This window comes from Halopseudomonas maritima (assembly GCF_021545785.1).
Classification (GTDB): Bacteria; Pseudomonadota; Gammaproteobacteria; order Pseudomonadales; family Pseudomonadaceae; genus Halopseudomonas; species Halopseudomonas maritima.
In genome coordinates this window covers 53,347-68,353 of the sequence record NZ_CP079801.1, presented here as the reverse complement: position 1 = coordinate 68,353, position 15,007 = coordinate 53,347, and the positions used below count along the sequence as shown (strand labels likewise).

Sequence of the window (15,007 nt, the reverse complement as noted above, 5' to 3'; positions counted from 1 at the left end):
TTAAAGTAAAAGGCCCGCATCAAGCGTAATGCTGTTCACTTAAGCGGAGCAGCCTTGCGATTTACCGGGTAGCGGGTTTTGGAAATCTTCACCGTCCTTGGTCTTGCTGGCCTTGGGCGGTGATCCAAAAATAACCCTCCGACCCCGCCGCGCAGCTCCGATAGCCTTCTACCTGTTGCCGATACCGGATTCGCTGCAGCCATGACGATGAGCTGGACGGCGATGTACTGACAGGCCGGTTTGAAGCGTATGTCCGAGGGTGCTCGACCAAAGGCCACAGCCGCTTGACTAGCCTCTCGCCGAATGATGTTGTATGCCAGCAACAGCCCCCAGACCTCCTGGTAAACCAGCTCAACCTTCTTGCTTCGCAGTGTTACCGCGTTCTGCTGCATCGAGCTTTTGATGTCGCGAAAGCCGAGTTCAATCTCCCAGCGCTCCAAGTACAGCTCAGCGACGGCCTTTGCGCTGTAGCCCTCGACTGGCAACGAGGTGAGCAGTGACCTGATGTTCCCATGGCTTTTATAGCTGACCTCTCGTACCTCCCAATGCGTAGGTAGACTAGGGTTCCGCTTGCGGGCCTGAGGTGAGACTTTCATCCGAACACGGCGATCGTATTCGCTATAACGCTCGACTTCCTCCATCACGACGTTCTTGCGGGCTGGCGTCAGCCAATGCCGATTGTTGCCTCCATCCACCACGCTTAGCAGCAGATCAGCGCCCCAGAAGCCTTTATCGAACAATGTGACTGAGTTGTCCGGAATCTGACTCAGGAAGGTCTCGGCCAAGCGCATTTCGCTGCCGCGATACGGGCTGAGTTGGGCATCCAGGATCACGTGTGAGCGTACGTTCATCAAGGCAACGAGCCGTAGCATCGGAAAAGGCGTTTGGCGTTCAGTACCTGTGTTGCCAGAGCCAAAGTGCTCCCTCAACTCGGGCGAGTCGGGGGTTCGCAGCAGTGCGCCATCCACCGCGAATACCTGCAACCCTTTCCAGTCATCGCCTTCGTATCGCTCGCATCCCCATTGCTTGGCGGTCTGGCGGAACAGGTGCTCAACCGGATCTGCCCCCAAGCGCTTACGTGCTTCAGTTACGCCGCTTCGAGCCAGCAACTGATCAGAGGCCAAACCTTGGGCGCAAATGTTCAGTCGCCTAGCAACCTCATGCACTGGCTCGTCGCGAAACAGGGCCATACCCAGCACCAGCCAAAGTACTTGGTCACTGGGTAGGCGCCGACGCCTGATGGTGGCTTGCGCCGATAAATTGAGCGCGCTCGCAACCCATTCAACAGGGATGTTCTGAGTGAAGGTGCTGAGGTCAGAGAAGTTGAAGAGCTCGCCGAGGTCGAGCAATTGCTGCTGAATGGGCATAAAAAAATCCGATACCAGAGGACTGATATCGGATTTTCTAGAAACCCCGCCATGGACTCAAATGCTTAAGTGAACAGCATTACGCATCAAGCGGGCCTTTTACTGTCTGGAGATAGGCTGATTAGTGCGCCTGGGGAGAGGCTTCCTTGCTCTTCTGGTGGTCGCGTACCAGCTTCTGCGACAACTCAATAATCTGTTCGCGCATCCAGCGGTTGGCCGGATCCTGGTCTGTGCTCTCGTGCCAGAACAGGTGGGTTTCAATCGGCGGCACGTCGTCAATGGGCAGGGCAACGGCGTGCAGGTTATGACGCATGGCAAAGCGCTCATGCACCGTCATCACCATGTCGGTCGACTCCATGACCAGCGGCGCCATCTGATAGTGCTGAGAGCGTAGTACCACGCGACGCTGCAGGCCCATCTTGCCGAGTGCCAGGTCCACGTGTCCCAGGCCGTTGCGACGGCTGGAGATATGGATGTGCGACTGCGCCAGATAGTCATCAAGGGTAATGCGCTCTTTCTTGGCCAGCGGGTGGCCGGGGCGCATGACGCATACGTGATGGTCTTCAAACAGTTTGACGTGGCGCACCTGGGTGTCGGTATTAAGGGGCGCGTCGATGGCAAAGTCCAGTCGGCCGGCCGCCAGCTCCTTGGTGGTCTCGCGGCGCTTGATCAGAAAGCTGTCAATATTGATGTTTGGCGCCATGCGACGAATGCGCGCTGCCAGATGCGGCAGGATCACCGCTTCTGTCAGGTCGGTCATGCTGATGCGATAGGTCTTGGTGGCCTGCTCGGGTACAAAGCTGCGGCTTTCCTGGACGGATACGCGCAGCAGCTGCAGGGCGTGACGCACCGGCGTGATGATGTTTTGCGCCATGGGTGTGGGCACCATGCCCTGGGCCGTGCGCACAAACAGCGGGTCATTGAAGGTTTCGCGCAGGCGGGCAAGGGCGTTGCTCACCGCCGGCTGAGTGATGCCGACAATCTGGCCCGCACGGGTCAGGTTTGCCTCGGTATAGATGGCATCAAAGACAATGAACAGATTCAGATCTACCTTACTGAGGTTCATCGCATCATCCTTTAGTCGAATGCCTCACATCGAGACATGCAGTTCAGCGGAGGCAGCAGTATATATCGCTTATGAATGTTAATACACGGCAAAAATAGGTTAGATAAATCTATATTCGTCATCTAGCATTTTCTTCGTCGATACCCAACCTAACGAAGGCAACTACTATGGATTTCGGATACTCCCCCAAGGTTAAAGAGCTACGCGAGCGTGTGGATGCGTTCATGCAGGAGCATGTATTCCCCGCTGAAGCCACGTTTCACCACCAGGTCGCCGAAGGGGATCGCTGGCAGCCAACTGCCATCGTCGAAGAGCTGAAGGTTAAAGCTCGCGCTGCGGGCCTGTGGAACCTGTTCCTGCCTGAGTCCGACCTTGGCGCCGGTCTCACCAACCTCGAATACGCCCCGCTGGCCGAGCTGATGGGCCGCTCTGGGCTGGCCTCTGAGGCGTTCAACTGCAGCGCGCCGGACACCGGCAACATGGAAACTATCGTGCGCTACGGTAGCGAAGAGCACAAAGAAAAGTGGCTCAAGCCGCTGCTGGCCGGCGAAATTCGCTCCTGCTTCGGTATGACCGAGCCGGGCGTTGCGTCCTCCGACGCCACCAACATGCAGGCCAACGCGCGCCGTGAAGGTGACGAGTGGGTCATTAACGGCCGCAAGTGGTGGACGTCCGGCGCCTGCGACCCGCGCTGCAAGATCATGATCTTCATGGGTCTGACCAATCCTGATGCGCCGCGTCACCAGCAGCACTCCATGATTCTGGTGCCGATGGACGCCCCTGGCGTCAAGGTGATTCGCCCGCTGCCGGTATTCGGCTATGACGATGCGCCTCACGGCCACGCCGAAGTCGTGCTGGAAAACGTGCGCGTACCTTACAGCAACGTGCTGCTGGGTGAAGGCCGTGGCTTCGAGATCGCTCAAGGTCGCCTTGGCCCGGGCCGTATCCACCACTGCATGCGCTCCATCGGTGCCGCCGAGCGTGCACTTGAGCTGATGTGCAAGCGTTCTGTCGAGCGTGAGGCCTTTGGCAAGCGTCTGGCTCAGCTGGGTGGCAACATCGATCTGATCGCTCAGTCGCGCATCGAGATCAACCAGGCTCGTCTGCTGACCCTGAACGCGGCTTACATGATGGATACCGTTGGCAACAAGGTCGCCAAGAGCGAGATTGCGCAGATCAAGGTGGTTGCACCTAACGTTGCACTGAGCGTGATTGACCGCGCTATCCAGATGCACGGTGGTGCTGGTGTGTCCGATGACTTCCCGTTGGCACACATGTACGCCATGCAGCGCACCCTGCGTCTGGCTGACGGCCCGGATGAAGTGCACCGCGCCGCTATCGGCAAGCACGAGCTGGGTCGCTACATGCCCCGCTGATTGCTGGTCGCTTGATAAAAAACCCGCTCTGAAGAGCGGGTTTTTTTGTGCGCGCAACCGCGTCAGCTGACGGCAGCGCGAAAACCCGATAGGTTCGGGTTATGGGTAAGATCGGCTGGGTGGGGGTAGTCGGCCGGGCGGGGAGGGGGCCCGGCGGGATAGACTGTCAGCGGGCGCGGTAGGTGATGCGACCTTTGGTCAGGTCGTAGGGGGTCAGTTCAACACGTACCTTGTCGCCAGTCAGGATGCGGATGTAGTTTTTACGCATCTTGCCTGAAATGTGGGCAGTCACGACATGGCCGTTTTCCAGTTCAACGCGGAACATGGTGTTCGGCAGGGTGTCGATGATGGTGCCTTCCATTTCAATGCTGTCTTCTTTTGCCATTAAGCAACAACCTCTCGGGGTGAAATTCGGGTGGGTGGCAGAGAGTACCCACAAAAAAGGTGGCCAATTGTGCCTGAAAACAGCGCAAGCGCCAAGTTTGACGGGGATTTTTTGTACTCAGGGGCGCTGTGTGTCGCTGTATAGCCAGCTCAGCTCAGACGAATCCAGCGCTGGTTGACGAGCATCTCCAGCGGGCGGTATTCGGTCTTGTAGTTCATTTTTCGGCAGTTTTTTATCCAGTAGCCCAGATAAACCGCGTCCAGCCCCAAGCGCCTGGTTTCTTCGATCTGCCAGAGGATGGCGTAGCGGCCCAGACTGCGCCGCGGTTGATCGGGGTCAAAGAAGGTGTAGACCGCAGACAGGCCGTTGCGCATGTGATCGGTCACCGCAATGGCGACCAGGGTGCCTTGCTCGCGGAAGGCATGAAAGCGGCAAAACTCCCAATCCTTGGCCAGGAAGGAGGTGAACTGTTCACGGCTGGGCGGGAACATGTCGCCGTCGGCATGGCGCGCGTTGATGTAGCGCTCGTACAGCCCATAGATCTCGTCGGTCGCCTCGGCCTTCAGCTCGCTCACCTCAAGGTCGCTATTGCGTTTGATGATGCGCTTTTGGCTGCTACTGGCGGTAAACGCAGCCGCTGGAATGCGTGCCGGAATGCAGGCATTGCACTGCTTGCAGTGAGGACGGTAAAGGTGGTCGCCACTGCGCCGAAACCCCAGCTCGGAGAGGTGGCTGTAGGTATCCAGGTCGATCGGTTGTTGCGGGTCCAGAAACAGCGTGGTCGCGCGCTCCTCCTGCAGATAGCTGCAAGGGTGGGGGTGCGTGGCATAAAACTTGAGCTGCGACAGGTCGGTCATGACGTCTCCCGGACAACAATCTGTCGAGTATACGACCGCAGGCAGTGCCGTCAACGCAGTGTGCCACCCCAGGCCGAGGGGGCGCCTGCCGGGCATAGTCGCGCCAGCTCGGCGCTGAACTGGGCGCGCGGCAGGCTGCTGGCTCCGAGGCTGAACAGGTGGTCGGTTGGCATCTGACAGTCGATCAGCTCAAATCCCCACTGTTCCAGCTGTTGCACCAGGGTGATAAAGGCTAGCTTGGAGGCGTTGTCGATCCGGCTGAACATGGATTCGCCAAAGAACACGCGGCCCAGCGCTATCCCATAGAGGCCGCCAACCAATTGCTCGTCCTGATACACCTCCACACAATGGGCGTGACCAAGCCGGTGCAGCGCGATATAGGCCGACTGCATGGTTTCGGTAATCCAGGTGCCGCTAGCGCCTTGCCTGGGGGCGGCGCAGGCAGCGATAACCGCGGGAAAGTTACGGTCAAACTCGACGCGCAGGTGGGTCTGGCGCATCAGCTTGCGCATGCTGCGCGAGACGTGCAGGTCGGAAGGGTGCAGCACGGTGCGCGGATCCGGGCTCCACCATAGGATCGGCTGACCTGGCGAAAACCAGGGAAAGATGCCTTGGCGATAGGCGCTAAGCAGGCGCTGCGGCCTCAGATCGCCGCCGGCCGCCAGTAGCCCGTTGGGCTCGGCAAAAGCGCGCTCCACGGCGGGAAAGTCTTGATTGTCAGCGGTGAGCCAGGTCAGTGGTGGCATGTGCGAGAGTGCTCATGAAGTGCAGATCGATTCCGCAGGGCGGGTGGAATGGGGCAGCACGTCTTCGATTATTCAAACGGTTTATCAGATACAGGTTATAAGTTATTGTCCCCAATGAATAAAGCGACCTGTTCACGGGGAACGACCCGGCGCGGCGATGGTCTGCTTGCTCTGTATTGTGCACTGCGGTTGTGAATTCGGTCGACTCAGGCCGTACAATGGCCGCCTCACCTGTGATGGAAGCTCTGTTTTGAAGGATACTGCAGCCCCAAAAACACCGTTGGCCTGGCGCGAGCAGCTTTCGCTGCGTCTGCGCGAGGGCGCGCTGCTGGCGATGATCGCCCTGTGCCTGTATCTGTGCATGGCGTTGTTCACCTTTGATGCTGCAGACCCTGGCTGGACGCGCAGCGGCAGCGTTGCTGATGTGCAGAACGCGGGTGGACGCATGGGCGCCTGGATTGCCGATGTACTCTTGCTGACGCTGGGTTATCTGGCCTTTCTGTTTCCGCTGATTGTTGCCGTCAAGGTGTATCAGATGTTTCGCCGCCGCCATCAGCCGATGATCTGGAACGGCTGGCTGTTCTCCTGGCGCCTGATCGGGTTTGTGCTCACGCTGTTTGCTGGCACCGCGCTGGCGGCGCTGCACGGCACGCCCGGGGCCAATTTCCCGGAAGGCGCCGGTGCCGGCGGCATTCTCGGTGAGCTGCTCAGCGGCCTGAGTCGGCCGGTGCTTAACCTGCAGGGCAGCACGCTGCTGTTTTTGACCCTGTTTCTGTTTGGTCTGACGGTGTTCACCAACCTCTCTTGGCTGAAGGTGATGGACCTGACCGGCAAGCTCACCCTGGACTTGTTTGACCTGCTCAAGCGTGCCTGGCAGGGCTGGCGGACACGTCGAGCCGATGCGCGAGTAGACCCCCTGGCACCTTCGCGTGAGAGTCGTACCCCCGCACCGCGTAAGGAGCCCGCGTTCAGCGCGGAGGAGCAGCGCCGAGCGGATGCCTCCAAGGCGCAGCGCCAGGAAGCGCTGGCTCGTCACGTGGCTGCCCGCGAAACGCGCACCCCGCCGGAAATCGTGCCGCTGGACACCAAACCCGCCGAGGCCAGCGTGCGCAGCCAGAAGGAAAAACAATCCACGCTGTTCAGCAATACCTCCGACCCTGGCTCGCTGCCGCCGATTGGCCTGCTGGATCCGCCGAGCAAGAAAACCAAGGGGTTTTCTGCCGAGTCACTGGAGGGCATGTCGCGCCTGCTGGAGCTTAAGCTCAAGGACTTTGGCGTTGAAGCCGAGGTGGAGAAGGTTCAGCCCGGTCCGGTGATTACCCGCTTTGAAATTCAGCCTGCTCCCGGCGTGAAGGTCAGCAAAATTTCCAACCTGGCCAAGGATTTGGCGCGTTCGCTGGCGGTGATCAGCGTGCGGGTGGTGGAGGTTATTCCGGGCAAGACGACCGTGGGCATCGAGATTCCCAACGAAGACCGCGAAATCGTGCGTCTCTCCGAGGTGCTGGAAACCCGCGAGTTTGACGAGGCTCAATCACCCGTCACCCTGGCGCTGGGCCACGACATCGGTGGCCACCCGGTGATGGCTGATCTGGCCAAGATGCCCCACCTGCTGGTGGCGGGTACCACGGGCTCGGGTAAGTCGGTCGGCGTTAACGCCATGCTGCTGAGCATCCTGTTCAAGGCCACGCCCGCCGAGGTTCGCCTGATCATGGTCGACCCGAAAATGCTGGAGCTGTCGATCTACGAGGGCATTCCGCACCTGCTCGCACCAGTTGTTACCGACATGAAGGAAGCGTCCAACGCGCTGCGCTGGTGTGTTGCCGAGATGGAGCGTCGCTACAAGTTGATGGCCGCCATGGGCGTGCGCAACCTGGCGGGCTTCAACCGCAAGGTGAAAGACGCCGCCAAGGCCGGTACGCCATTGACTGATCCGCTGTATCGTCGTGAGAGCATGGAAGACGAGGCGCCGGAACTCGAATCGCTGCCGGTGATCGTAGTGGTAATCGACGAGTTTGCCGACATGATGATGATCGTCGGCAAGAAGGTTGAGGAACTGATTGCGCGTATCGCGCAGAAGGCGCGGGCAGCCGGCATTCACCTGATTCTGGCCACCCAGCGTCCCTCGGTGGACGTTATCACAGGTCTGATCAAGGCGAACATTCCCACCCGTATGGCATTCCAGGTATCCAGCAAAATCGACTCGCGCACCATTCTGGATCAGGGCGGGGCAGAGCAGCTGCTGGGTCATGGCGACATGCTGTACATGCCGCCGGGCACCAGCCTGCCGGTACGGGTCCATGGCGCCTTTGTGTCGGATGACGAAGTCCACCGCCTGGTCGATGAGTGGAAGCAGCGGGGCGAGCCGGATTACATTCAGGACATTCTGGATGGCGCCGACGACTCGGCCGGTGGCGGCAGCTATGACGGCGGCGGTGGTGGTGGCGATGACAGCGAAGAAGACGCGCTCTACGACGAGGCCGTACGCTTCGTTACCGAAAGCCGCCGCGCGTCCATTTCTGCGGTACAGCGCAAACTGAAGATTGGCTACAACCGGGCCGCCCGCATGATTGAAGCAATGGAAATGGCCGGTGTAGTTACCGCAATGAACACCAATGGCTCGCGCGAGGTGATTGCACCGCCGCCGGTCCGGGATTGAGGGGAGTAACCCTTTATGTTGAATCGCATCACTGCCTGGCGCTGGATTGCGCTGTGCGCTGCACTGCTGGCCGCGCCAGCTATGGCTGAGGACGAAGCGGCCGCCGCCGAGCGCTTGAATCAGTTGCTGTCGGCAGCCAACACGCTGACCGGTAACTTCTCGCAAATGACCCTCAGCTCCAATGGCTCCAGCCTGCAGGAAACCCGTGGGCAGGTTACCTTGCAGCGTCCGGGCAAGTTCCGCTGGCATACTGATCCGCCACTTGAGCAGGTGCTCATCTCCGATGGTGGGCAGGTTTGGCTGTATGATCCTGACCTGATGCAGGTCACCATCCAAAAGCTGGACCAGCGCCTGACGCATACCCCCGCGCTGCTGCTGTCTGGCGACGTCAGCACCCTGACCGACAACTTCAGCATCCGCTGGACCCAAGGTGGCACCGTGGATGATTTTGTGCTGACGCCCAAGGCCAGCGACACCATGTTTGAAACCCTGCGCCTGTCCTTCCGTGATGGGCTGATCAACGATATGCAGCTCAACGACCCGATTGGCCAGCGCACCAATATTCTGTTCCAGAATGTGGTGCTGAACGAGCCGGTTGCTGCCGACACCTTCCAGTTCGAGGTGCCGGACGGGGTCGACGTGATCAGTGAATAACGGCGGTCTATTCGCGCCGCCGGCGCCGCGCGAGCCGCTGGCTGCGCGCATGCGCCCGCGCAATCTGGATGAATACGCGGGCCAGTCGCATCTGCTGGGCGCCGGCCGCCCGCTGCGCACGGCGTTGGAGCAGGGCGCACTGCACTCAATGATTTTCTGGGGGCCACCCGGCGTCGGTAAGACAACCTTGGCCCGCCTGATCGCCACCGTTACCGACGCTCACTTTGAAACTCTCTCTGCGGTCCTGGCCGGCGTGAAGGATATTCGCCAGGCAGTTGATATCGCTCGGCAGAACTACGCAGCCAACGGGCGGCGGACCATCCTGTTTGTTGATGAAGTGCACCGCTTCAACAAGGCGCAGCAGGATGCCTTTCTGCCCTATGTTGAAGACGGCACCCTGCTGTTTATTGGCGCCACCACCGAAAACCCGTCCTTTGAGCTGAACAACGCCTTGTTGTCCCGCGCTCGGGTCTACGTACTCAAGGGCCTGGACGAAGAAGCCTTGAGCGGGCTGCTGGACCGTGCCCTGGAGGACATGGAGCGCGGCCTTGGTGCACTGCAGTTGCAGCTCAGCCCGCAAGCGCGCCAGTTGCTGCTCGATGCCAGTGACGGAGACGCGCGGCGATTGCTGAACTTGCTGGAGATTGCCGCCGACCTGGTGGAGCAGGGCGGTGTCATCGAGGTGGAGTTGCTCGGCGAGCTGCTCAGCGACAACCGCCGACGTTTCGACAAGGGCGGCGAAGCCTTTTACGATCAGATCTCGGCCTTGCACAAATCTGTGCGCGGCTCCAACCCTGATGCGGCGCTTTACTGGTTTGCCCGCATGCTCGACGGCGGCTGCGACCCGCTCTACATCGCCCGGCGCGTGGTAAGAATGGCCAGCGAAGATATCGGCAACGCTGATCCCAGAGCGCTGACGTTGTGCCTTAATGCCTGGGACGTACAAGAGCGTCTCGGCAGTCCCGAGGGTGAGCTGGCCGTTGCCCAGGCAATCACCTATCTGGCCTGTGCACCCAAGAGCAACGCGGTATACAACGCGTTCAACAGCGCAATGCGCGATGTTGCCGGCCAGGGCTCGCTGGAGGTACCGCTGCATCTGCGTAACGCGCCGACCAAGCTGATGAAGGAGTTGGGCTACAGCGATGGCTATCGCTATGCTCACGATGAACCGGAGGCCTACGCCGCCGGTGAAGATTACTTCCCTGAAGCGCTTGAGCCGCGTCAGTATTACCAGCCGGTGCCACGCGGCCTGGAATTGAAGATTGCTCAGAAGCTGCAACACCTGCGCGCCCTGGATGCCGCCAGTAGCAGGCAACGGAGGTCGGATGATTAAGCTGTGTATGGCGGTTATGCTGGGCGGGGCGCTAGGTGCCCTGGCGCGCTTTGGCGTGGCGCAGTGGTCCATGGCGCACTGGCCCAAGCTGTTTCCGTTACCCACCTTGCTGGTGAATCTGCTCGGATGCCTGCTGATCGGTGTACTATACGGCCTGTGGCTGGAGCGCCCGGAGCTCTCGCCGGTACTGCGGCAATTGCTGGTCACCGGCTTGCTTGGCGCCTTTACTACCTTTTCGACCTTTTCTCTGGATACGCTGCGGCTGCTGGAGAACGGCGAGGGCCTGTTGGCTCTGGGCTATGTTTTGCTCAGTGTCTGTATCGGCCTGCTCGCCACCTGGGCTGGGCTGTCGCTGACACGCTGACCAGCCGTCACCTGAAACTGCAAAAGATGATGATCACCCATGCTTGATGCCAAACTCGTTCGTACCCAACCGCAACTGCTCGCCGAGCGCCTGGCCACCCGTGGCTTTGCGCTGGATCTGGCCCAGCTCGATGCGCTGGAGTCTCGCCGCAAGGCTGTGCAGACCCACACCGAAACCCTGCAGGCCGAACGCAACAGTCGCTCCAAGTCGATCGGGCAGGCCAAGGCACGCGGTGAGGATATCCAGCCACTGCTGGCCGATGTCGACCGTATGGGCACCGAGCTGGCTGAGGCCAAGCAGGAGCTTGAGGGCATCCAGCAGGAGCTGGACGCGCTGCTGCTGAGCATGCCCAACCTGCCGGCTGAATCTGTGCCGGTGGGTGAGAGCGAAGACGAGAACGTTGAAGTGCGCCGCTGGGGCACGCCGCGCAGCTTCGACTTTGAGGTAAAGGACCACGTGGCGCTGGGCGAGCAACACGGTTATCTGGATTTTGAGACCGCCGCCAAGCTGTCCGGCGCACGCTTTGCCTTGATGCGCGGCCCGATTGCCCGACTGCACCGCGCGCTCGCGCAGTTCATGCTGGATCTGCACGTCAACGAACACGGCTATGAAGAGGCCTATACGCCTTATCTGGTGCAGGCCGAGGCGCTGCAGGGCACCGGTCAGCTGCCGAAGTTTGAAGAAGACCTGTTCAAGATCAGCCGTGGTGAAGATCAACGGGACCTGTACCTGATCCCGACTGCCGAGGTCTCGCTGACCAACATCGTCAGCCAGAGCATTCTCGGTGCTGAGGAGCTGCCACTCAAACTGACCGCCCATACCCCGTGCTTCCGCAGCGAAGCCGGCTCGGCCGGTCGTGATACCCGCGGCATGATTCGCCAGCACCAGTTCGACAAGGTAGAGATGGTGCAAATCGTCCGCCCGCAGGAGTCCGCTGCTGCACTGGAAGAACTGACCGGTCACGCCGAAGATGTGCTCAAGCGTCTGGAACTGCCATACCGCGCCATGGCGCTGTGCACCGGCGACATGGGCTTCAGCGCCCAGCAGACCTATGACCTGGAGGTCTGGATTCCGAGCCAGGGCAAGTACCGCGAGATTTCCTCCTGCTCCAACTGTGGTGATTTCCAGGCGCGCCGCATGCAGGCTCGCTGGCGTAACCCTGAAACCGGCAAGCCGGAGCTGGTGCACACGCTCAACGGCTCAGGCCTGGCAGTAGGGCGTACCCTCGTGGCAGTGCTGGAAAACTACCAGCAGGCCGATGGCAGTATCGAAGTGCCGCAAGCCCTGCGCAGCTACATGGGTGGCGTCGAACGCATCGGCTAAGCTGGCCGAACCAACCCCCAAGCGGGAGCCTTGAGCTCCCGCTTTGCCGTTATGACCTGGTAAACGAGACGCACCTGTATGGAATTTCTGCCGCTGTTTCATAACTTGGCTGGCCGCCGCGTGCTGGTGGTCGGCGGTGGCGAAATCGCCCTGCGCAAAGCGCGCCTGCTGAGTGAGGCAGGCGCTGCCTTGTATGTGGTCGCACCCGAGATCGAACCAGTATTGCGCGAGCTGGTCGCCAGCACCCAAGGCGCGGTGCGTGAAGGCGGCTATCAATCGAGTGATCTGGACGATGCCGTGCTGGTGATCGCCGCCACCGACGATGATGTGCTTAACGCGCAGGTATCCGCTGATGCCCAGGCGCTGCGCATTCCGGTCAACGCGGTAGATGCGCCGCAGCTGTGCACGGTGATCTTTCCTGCCATTGTTGATCGTTCGCCGCTATTGATCGCGGTCTCCAGCGGCAGTCATGCGCCGGTATTGGCCCGGCTGAGCAGGGCGCGCATTGAAACCCTGTTTCCGGCGGCTTACGGCCGGCTCGCGCAGCTGGCAAAACGCTTTCGTCAGCAGGTTAAAAGCGCGTTACCGACTATTAATCAGCGTCGTGCGTTTTGGGAGAACATCTTTCAGGGCGAGGTGGCCGAGCATGTGTTTGCCGGCCGCGACGAGCAGGCTGCCGAGCTGTTGCAGCAGCGCCTGCAGGATGAACGCGGACAGGCCTATCAGGGCGAGGTTTACCTGGTTGGCGCGGGCCCTGGTGATCCGGATCTGCTGACCTTTCGCGCCCTGCGCTTGATGCAGCAAGCCGATGTGGTGCTGCACGACCGGCTAGTGCCGCCTGCGATCATTGACCTGTGCCGCCGAGACGCCGAGCGCATTTACGTCGGCAAGGCGCGCAGCAACCACGCTGTGCCGCAGGAGGAGATCAACCAACTGTTGGTGCGCCTGGCCCGCGAAGGCAAGCGGGTGCTGCGCCTCAAGGGGGGTGACCCGTTCATCTTTGGCCGTGGCGGGGAAGAGATCGAAGAGTTGGCGGCCCACGGCGTACCCTTTCAGGTGGTGCCGGGTATCACCGCTGCCAACGGCTGTTCGGCCTACGCCGGCATCCCGCTTACCCACCGTGATCACGCCCAGTCGGTGCGCTTTGTCACCGGGCACCTGAAAGACGGTAGCACCAATCTGCCCTGGGGAGACCTGGTGGCGCCAGGCCAGACGCTAGTGTTCTACATGGGCCTGGTAGGGTTGCCGGAGATCTGCAGCCAACTGATCGCCCATGGCCGCGGCGCCGATACGCCGATTGCGCTGGTGCAGCAGGGCACCACGGTTAACCAGCGGGTTTTGATTGGCACTCTGGCGGATATGCCGGACCGTATCGCCAACGAAACCATCAAGCCGCCGACGCTGCTGATCGTGGGCGAGGTGGTGTCGCTGCACGACAAGCTCAAATGGTTTTCCCCGCCGGACGGCCCCGCGCCGCAGGGTGTTTTGTAGTAAGTGTTTGCCGGTAGCGTCATTTCTGCCAAATACAGGACATTTTGTTTTGCTCTCTGGCAGGGCAACCGCAAATAGGGCAGGGTGGCAGGACTGTTTCAGGAGTTTTTCATGACTGAGTCTGCTGCCTTGCCGCCAACCATTGACCCCGCCACTGATGTTCTGCCCGAGGAGCTGTCCCAGGCGGTCTATGGCTTTTTTAACCGTATCCCGTTCAATCGTCATCTGGGTATCGAGATCGACGAGCTGCGCCGCGACTGCGTGGCGATGAGCCTGGCGATGCGCCCCGAGCTGATCGGCAACTTCACCCAAGGCATTTTGCATGGCGGGGCCATCTCGTCATTGATTGATGTCTGCGGTGGTGCCATGGCGCTGATTGGCGCCTTTGACCGGCACGCGCACCTTACGGTGCAGGAGCGCATGATGCGTCTGTCCAAGCTGGGCACGATCGACCTGCGCGTCGACTACCTGCGCCCGGGGCGGGGCGAGCAGTTTGTCTGCACTTCTGTGCCGCTGCGCTCGGGCAACAAAGTGGGCGTGGTGCGCTCTGAACTGCACGCCAACGACGGCACCTTGATTGCTGTTGGCACCGGCACCTATCTGTGCGGTTAATTACTCGCTGACTGCCTTGCCGGTGACCGAGGCGCGTTCCGACAGCTCAATCCACACCCCGTCGGGATCACGGATGAACGCGATGCGCGCGGTACTGCCCAGCGTTACCGGCGCCTTGGCGCCTTCTGCGCCGCAGGCCAACGCGCTGGCATAGGCCGCGTCACAGTCAAATACCTGCAAGGTCAGATAGCGCAAACCTACGGCGGCCAGCGGCGCATCGCCCGCAGCGGCCGCGCTGTCGCCCTGTTCCAGAAGCAGCAGGGCTTCGCCGCAACGTAGCGCACCATTGGGCTCGGGTACGCAGCCCAGCACCTGTTCGTAGAAGGCGCGGCTGCGTGCAGGGTCCGTGACCCGCAGGCGCACAGCCAGGCCCTGAATGCCGTCATGGCCAGGGGGCACTAGCGTTACGCGGTTGCCGTCCGGGTCCGTGAGTGCGCGCGGCGCGCTGGCGCCGGCTGTAGCGACCAGCAGCTCGACGATTGGGCCTGTGCCTGGCGCTGGCAAGCTGTCGCGTGCGTCATTGAGCTTGAGCACCGCAATACCCGCGTTATAGCGATGCTGCAAAACGCCACCGCCGAGCTTGAGCGTATGGTCAAAGGTCAGTCCAACCTGCTCACTCCAGAACTGTTGCTGCAGCTCACGCTGATTGGTAAACAGTCCGACATCAAAAAACGCCTTGGCCAGACTCATATGGCCTCCCTGAAAGAGGGCGACACATTACAGCATCGCCGAATGAATACTCAGAGCTGACCCTATCCCCAGACCAGCGCCGGCCGC

Annotated in this window: 14 protein-coding genes; 8 read left to right on the top strand and 6 right to left on the bottom strand. The window is 60.7% G+C overall.

All coding sequences use genetic code 11. The features are described from left to right. Positions 1 to 35 precede the first annotated feature (35 nt). Positions 36 to 1,367, bottom strand: a complete 1,332-nt coding sequence (locus HV822_RS00320) for an IS4 family transposase (RefSeq protein WP_396264818.1) — start codon at positions 1,365 to 1,367, stop codon at positions 36 to 38. Between the two features lie 121 nt (positions 1,368 to 1,488). Beyond that, the gene (locus HV822_RS00315; protein WP_238871700.1) at positions 1,489 to 2,433 is read right to left on the bottom strand and encodes a LysR family transcriptional regulator; all 945 of its coding nucleotides are present in this window, start codon (positions 2,431 to 2,433) and stop codon (positions 1,489 to 1,491) included. Positions 2,434 to 2,600: 167 nt separating this feature from the next. Here HV822_RS00315 and HV822_RS00310 point away from each other — a divergent pair, with 167 nt between their 5' ends. Next, positions 2,601 to 3,809, top strand: coding sequence for an acyl-CoA dehydrogenase (locus HV822_RS00310; protein WP_238871699.1), 1,209 nt, complete (start codon positions 2,601 to 2,603; stop codon positions 3,807 to 3,809). 166 nt (positions 3,810 to 3,975) lie between these two features. On the opposite strand, the gene infA is transcribed toward HV822_RS00310, so the two are convergent. The 3 genes from infA to aat all read right to left on the bottom strand — a co-directional run bounded on the left by infA (position 3,976) and on the right by aat (position 5,797). Further along, a complete protein-coding gene (gene infA, locus HV822_RS00305) occupies positions 3,976 to 4,194 on the bottom strand; it encodes a translation initiation factor IF-1 (RefSeq protein ID WP_080050557.1) in 219 nt (72 codons plus the stop codon). Positions 4,195 to 4,343: 149 nt separating this feature from the next. After that, positions 4,344 to 5,051, bottom strand: coding sequence for an arginyltransferase (locus HV822_RS00300; RefSeq protein ID WP_238871698.1), 708 nt, complete (start codon positions 5,049 to 5,051; stop codon positions 4,344 to 4,346). Between the two features lie 50 nt (positions 5,052 to 5,101). Continuing rightward, on the bottom strand, positions 5,102 to 5,797 hold the full coding sequence (gene aat, locus HV822_RS00295) for a leucyl/phenylalanyl-tRNA--protein transferase (RefSeq protein WP_238871697.1): 696 nt from the start codon (positions 5,795 to 5,797) through the stop codon (positions 5,102 to 5,104). 250 nt (positions 5,798 to 6,047) lie between these two features. On the opposite strand from aat, the gene HV822_RS00290 reads away from it, so the two are divergent. The 7 genes from HV822_RS00290 to HV822_RS00260 all read left to right on the top strand — a co-directional run bounded on the left by HV822_RS00290 (position 6,048) and on the right by HV822_RS00260 (position 14,230). Continuing rightward, positions 6,048 to 8,453 (top strand): DNA translocase FtsK, encoded by a 2,406-nt coding sequence (locus tag HV822_RS00290; RefSeq protein WP_238871696.1) that lies wholly within the window; start codon positions 6,048 to 6,050, stop codon positions 8,451 to 8,453. 15 nt (positions 8,454 to 8,468) lie between these two features. Continuing rightward, positions 8,469 to 9,107, top strand: coding sequence for an outer membrane lipoprotein chaperone LolA (gene lolA, locus HV822_RS00285; RefSeq protein WP_396264950.1), 639 nt, complete (start codon positions 8,469 to 8,471; stop codon positions 9,105 to 9,107). Positions 9,108 to 9,156: 49 nt separating this feature from the next. Continuing rightward, on the top strand, positions 9,157 to 10,440 hold the full coding sequence (locus tag HV822_RS00280; RefSeq protein ID WP_238873655.1) for a replication-associated recombination protein A: 1,284 nt from the start codon (positions 9,157 to 9,159) through the stop codon (positions 10,438 to 10,440). After that, on the top strand, positions 10,433 to 10,804 hold the full coding sequence (gene crcB / locus HV822_RS00275; RefSeq protein ID WP_238871695.1) for a fluoride efflux transporter CrcB: 372 nt from the start codon (positions 10,433 to 10,435) through the stop codon (positions 10,802 to 10,804). The genes HV822_RS00280 and crcB overlap by 8 nt, the downstream gene beginning before the upstream one ends. Before the next feature lie 39 nt (positions 10,805 to 10,843). After that, positions 10,844 to 12,127 (top strand): serine--tRNA ligase, encoded by a 1,284-nt coding sequence (gene serS, locus HV822_RS00270; RefSeq protein WP_238871694.1) that lies wholly within the window; start codon positions 10,844 to 10,846, stop codon positions 12,125 to 12,127. A 78-nt stretch (positions 12,128 to 12,205) separates the two neighbouring features. Continuing rightward, complete coding sequence (gene cysG, locus HV822_RS00265) at positions 12,206 to 13,618, top strand: siroheme synthase CysG (protein ID WP_238871693.1); 1,413 nt, start codon at positions 12,206 to 12,208, stop codon at positions 13,616 to 13,618. Between the two features lie 111 nt (positions 13,619 to 13,729). After that, the gene (locus tag HV822_RS00260; RefSeq protein ID WP_238871692.1) at positions 13,730 to 14,230 is read left to right on the top strand and encodes a thioesterase family protein; all 501 of its coding nucleotides are present in this window, start codon (positions 13,730 to 13,732) and stop codon (positions 14,228 to 14,230) included. Here the strand turns inward: HV822_RS00260 and HV822_RS00255 are convergent, their stop codons facing one another. Further along, positions 14,231 to 14,920: a VOC family protein gene (locus HV822_RS00255; protein ID WP_238871691.1), complete on the bottom strand. Its 690-nt coding sequence runs from the start codon at positions 14,918 to 14,920 to the stop codon at positions 14,231 to 14,233. It abuts the gene before it with no gap. Positions 14,921 to 15,007: the final 87 nt, after the last annotated feature.

What these genes read in the sequence shown, in the direction of transcription:
- HV822_RS00320 (WP_396264818.1), bottom strand. Translation starts at nt 1,367, where the DNA reads ATGCCCATTCAGCAGCAATTGCTCGACCTCGGCGAGCTCTTCAACTTC.
- HV822_RS00315 (WP_238871700.1), bottom strand. Translation starts at nt 2,433, where the DNA reads ATGAACCTCAGTAAGGTAGATCTGAATCTGTTCATTGTCTTTGATGCC.
- HV822_RS00310 (WP_238871699.1), top strand. Translation starts at nt 2,601, where the DNA reads ATGGATTTCGGATACTCCCCCAAGGTTAAAGAGCTACGCGAGCGTGTG.
- infA (WP_080050557.1), bottom strand. Translation starts at nt 4,194, where the DNA reads ATGGCAAAAGAAGACAGCATTGAAATGGAAGGCACCATCATCGACACC.
- HV822_RS00300 (WP_238871698.1), bottom strand. Translation starts at nt 5,051, where the DNA reads ATGACCGACCTGTCGCAGCTCAAGTTTTATGCCACGCACCCCCACCCT.
- aat (WP_238871697.1), bottom strand. Translation starts at nt 5,797, where the DNA reads ATGCCACCACTGACCTGGCTCACCGCTGACAATCAAGACTTTCCCGCC.
- lolA (WP_396264950.1), top strand. Translation starts at nt 8,469, where the DNA reads ATGTTGAATCGCATCACTGCCTGGCGCTGGATTGCGCTGTGCGCTGCA.
- HV822_RS00280 (WP_238873655.1), top strand. Translation starts at nt 9,157, where the DNA reads ATGCGCCCGCGCAATCTGGATGAATACGCGGGCCAGTCGCATCTGCTG.
- crcB (WP_238871695.1), top strand. Translation starts at nt 10,433, where the DNA reads ATGATTAAGCTGTGTATGGCGGTTATGCTGGGCGGGGCGCTAGGTGCC.
- serS (WP_238871694.1), top strand. Translation starts at nt 10,844, where the DNA reads ATGCTTGATGCCAAACTCGTTCGTACCCAACCGCAACTGCTCGCCGAG.
- cysG (WP_238871693.1), top strand. Translation starts at nt 12,206, where the DNA reads ATGGAATTTCTGCCGCTGTTTCATAACTTGGCTGGCCGCCGCGTGCTG.
- HV822_RS00260 (WP_238871692.1), top strand. Translation starts at nt 13,730, where the DNA reads ATGACTGAGTCTGCTGCCTTGCCGCCAACCATTGACCCCGCCACTGAT.
- HV822_RS00255 (WP_238871691.1), bottom strand. Translation starts at nt 14,920, where the DNA reads ATGAGTCTGGCCAAGGCGTTTTTTGATGTCGGACTGTTTACCAATCAG.